This is a genomic window from Vibrio sp. 10N.222.46.A1 (assembly GCF_041473595.1).
GTDB lineage: Bacteria > Pseudomonadota > Gammaproteobacteria > Enterobacterales > Vibrionaceae > Vibrio > Vibrio tasmaniensis_A.
Genome location: NZ_JBFRSN010000216.1, coordinates 7,420 through 10,588 on the forward strand (window position 1 = coordinate 7,420; position 3,169 = coordinate 10,588).

The window sequence follows — 3,169 nt, forward strand, 5'->3', positions numbered from 1 at the left end:
TAACTGGTCACCCTAGCTTGTTAAAAGCCTCGATAACCTCGTTAGATTTTTTGATTGTAGAATAACTATTTATCGAAACTTCTTATCAAAAAGAGCAGTCTTGTTCTCAAGCTTTTTCCCTGCGCTATTTTTGAACACTTACTTACTGTGATTGGTATTTATGAACTAGGAACTTTTAGTATGGACCAATTTTTGCCCCAAATCTTTGCTGTGATTCACCAAATTCCATATGGGAAAGTAACAACTTATGGAGACATCGCACGTTTTTCAGGATTTCCGGGGTATGCGCGCCATGTGGGTAAAGCGCTGGGTAACCTACCAGAAGGAAGCAAACTGCCTTGGTATCGGGTGATCAATAGTAAAGGTGAGATCTCTTTGAAAGGGGATTCGTTTGATCGCCAGAAAAAGTATTTGCAAGAAGAAGGGATTGAAGTGAGTGACGCGGGAAAAGTTAAACTCAGAATATATAAATGGCAGCCCTAGAGCTGCCACTAATCGTCTATTCAACTGACTAAATTAAGCTTAATCAAGATGCCTTAACAGTGGCATCGATTTCGAATTAACGGACACCAACCAAACGTAGGTCTGCTTGTTGCGTGTTTTCTACGTCAGTAATCACTGACTTAATGGTGTCAGTAGTGAAACGTAATTTGCCGTCAACGTGAATCGTTGCGCGCATGTTGTAACGGTGGTTAGCTTTAATCTTGTTGTTGTCGTAGCTCAGCTCGAATGCGAACGGTACTTGCTTACCGTCAGTGGTGAACTCTTGAGTCGCGATAACGGTCGATGGTGCGTCAGCCAGTGAGATGTCTTCTAGCGTAACAGTCACTACTGCATTCTCTGGCAATGCAATTCTTTCACGATAGCTTACTGTTCCTGAAATCACTTGAGTGTTCTCTGCAACCACTTCCTGAGAAGCACTGGTTTCTGATGTTGCTTGGCAACCCACAAGTAGGCCAAACGATACTAAAGACGTAATAAGAATTAGAGCCTTTTTCATATTCAATTTCTCTCAACATGTTTGCCGGACTCGGCAAATCTACTCACCAATTATAAGAGAGCTTTCATATTCTGTCTCGAAACCCTATGATTTATTGACAGATATCTGACTAAGCTGAATGATTAACACCATAATCTGACACCTATTTTACCAAGAGGCATGCTGGCGATGAGTCAACCTTTAAATGAATTACTCAATTTACTTCAGCTAGAGAAACTAGAGGAAGGCCTGTTCCGCGGGCAAAGTGAGAACCTAGGTCTGCCACAGGTATACGGCGGTCAAGTATTAGGGCAAGCGCTTTCTGCTGCTCGTTATACGGTTCAAGACGACCGCAGTGTTCACTCGTTCCACAGTTACTTTCTATTTCCCGGCGACCCTGAAAAACCCATTATTTACGATGTTGAGAACCTAAGAGATGGACGCAGCTTTAGTACACGCCGCGTGAAAGCGATTCAAAATGGCCGCCCTATTTTCTATCTTACGGCTTCTTATCATGGTGACGCACCCGGCTTTGAACACCAGAATGAAATGCCAAACATCCCAGGGCCAGAGAACTTTGCATCAGAAACTGAGTTAGCAAGCCACATTGCTGAATTTTTGCCTGAGAAACTGCGTAAGACTTTCTGTGGCGAAAAGCCAATTGAGATGCGCCCGGTAACAATAGTGAACCCGCTTAACCCTAAGAAAGCCGCCCCAAAACAATACCTTTGGGTGAGAGCAAATGGCGCGATGCCAGACAACCAATTGATTCACCAATACCTGCTTGCTTACGCATCGGATTGGGGGTTCTTGGTGACGGCGCTTCACCCTCACGAAGTTTCGATCATGACACCCAACTTCCAAGTGGCAACGATTGACCACTCAATCTGGTTCCACCGCCCATTCAAGATGGATGAATGGCTGCTTTATGCGATTGAAAGCCCAACGGCAGCGAACACTCGTGGCCTAGTGCGCGGCGAGATCTTTAATCAGAAAGGTGAGCTAGTAGCGACAGCAGTTCAAGAAGGTGTGATGCGTTTTACTAAATAGCGAATAAACGCTTTTTACAAGCCCCAAATATTTACGAGAAAACAAAAAGAGAGGCTAGGTTTAATACCTAGCCTCTCTTTTTAATGATGCTAACGACAAGCTGTCACGTAACAGTCCGTAATCTCTATTCAGCCTCTAGCAAGGGTTCGAATTCACCTTGTACTCGAGTTTTAATTCCATCACCAGCGTCTCGCAGTAGATTAAATGGCGATAACACCACGCCTTTCACTGCGCCCTCTGCGGCGCCCTGAGCTAACTCTTTACTTTTATCTGCCAGCAAATTCGCTTGTTCCAAAATTCCCGGAACTTCCGCTCGTAGCATTTCAGATTCGGCAACAACAGTGGGGATAGTTTGTTCGCGGTAAGATTTACTTTCAGCGAGCATCGGTGGCATCACATCAACACGGTATCGTTTTAATTCAGTCAATGTGGGCGGGATGACATCGGTTCTTACCTGCCCGACTTCCGTTCGGACATTTTTAACTTCATCTAATATCGCAGGGATTTTATTATCAACCGATGAAACGGTTTGATTCACTTTTTCGACGGTCTTTCTGACGTCTTCAACGGTATCAAACACCTGAGGAGCAAGCTCATTAACATGTTCAGCAAACGCTAATAGCTCTTCTACTTTTAGCCCTTTGGTAAGACCGGATAAATCTTCGATCACCTGCGGATAAGTATCAACGATTTCACCGACTTTATTGGTAAACGAATAGATGGTGTAACCCAAATAAAAAATGGCAACGGCCAGCACCAATTGGATAGCAGTAGATACTTTTGCAAACATGAATATTCCTTTTCTTTATCGCAGAGACGAGATCTAAACTGAGAAGATAGTTAAACTGAAACGATAGTTAACGTTTAGCTAGGTGCAGCTTATAGAGGCAATGCCGTTGTGTACTTCAATGGCTCCATCGCAAACGTCGAGGTCACATTAGAGATACCATCAATGCTATTCACCAAGCGCTTGTAGAAATCATCAAAGCACTTCATGTCTTTCACCTGAACCTTCATCATATAATCATATTCTCCAGCCATGCGATAAAACTCCATCACTTCTGGAAATTCCGATACGGTGTTTACAAAACGACCATACCACTCATGAGAATGATCACTGGTTTTCACCAATACGAACGC

At 43.7% G+C, this 3,169-nt stretch carries 5 protein-coding genes; 2 read left to right on the top strand and 3 right to left on the bottom strand.

Annotation, left to right across the window (positions count from 1 at the left end; genetic code table 11):
- Positions 1–180 precede the first annotated feature (180 nt).
- A complete protein-coding gene (locus AB4496_RS07285; RefSeq protein WP_102257788.1) occupies positions 181–483 on the top strand; it encodes an MGMT family protein in 303 nt (100 codons plus the stop codon).
- A gap of 76 nt (positions 484–559) precedes the next feature.
- Here AB4496_RS07285 and AB4496_RS07290 read toward each other — a convergent pair whose 3' ends face one another.
- The gene (locus AB4496_RS07290; RefSeq protein ID WP_009847253.1) at positions 560–1,000 is read right to left on the bottom strand and encodes a YbaY family lipoprotein; all 441 of its coding nucleotides are present in this window, start codon (positions 998–1,000) and stop codon (positions 560–562) included.
- Between the two features lie 168 nt (positions 1,001–1,168).
- Here AB4496_RS07290 and tesB point away from each other — a divergent pair, with 168 nt between their 5' ends.
- On the top strand, positions 1,169–2,029 hold the full coding sequence (tesB, locus tag AB4496_RS07295) for an acyl-CoA thioesterase II (protein ID WP_102257861.1): 861 nt from the start codon (positions 1,169–1,171) through the stop codon (positions 2,027–2,029).
- Positions 2,030–2,153: 124 nt separating this feature from the next.
- Here tesB and AB4496_RS07300 read toward each other — a convergent pair whose 3' ends face one another.
- Positions 2,154–2,819 (bottom strand): hypothetical protein, encoded by a 666-nt coding sequence (locus AB4496_RS07300; protein WP_102257787.1) that lies wholly within the window; start codon positions 2,817–2,819, stop codon positions 2,154–2,156.
- 89 nt (positions 2,820–2,908) lie between these two features.
- Positions 2,909–3,169 (bottom strand): Lrp/AsnC ligand binding domain-containing protein (locus AB4496_RS07305; RefSeq protein ID WP_372130755.1); only part of this gene is annotated, 261 nt, incomplete at its 5' end.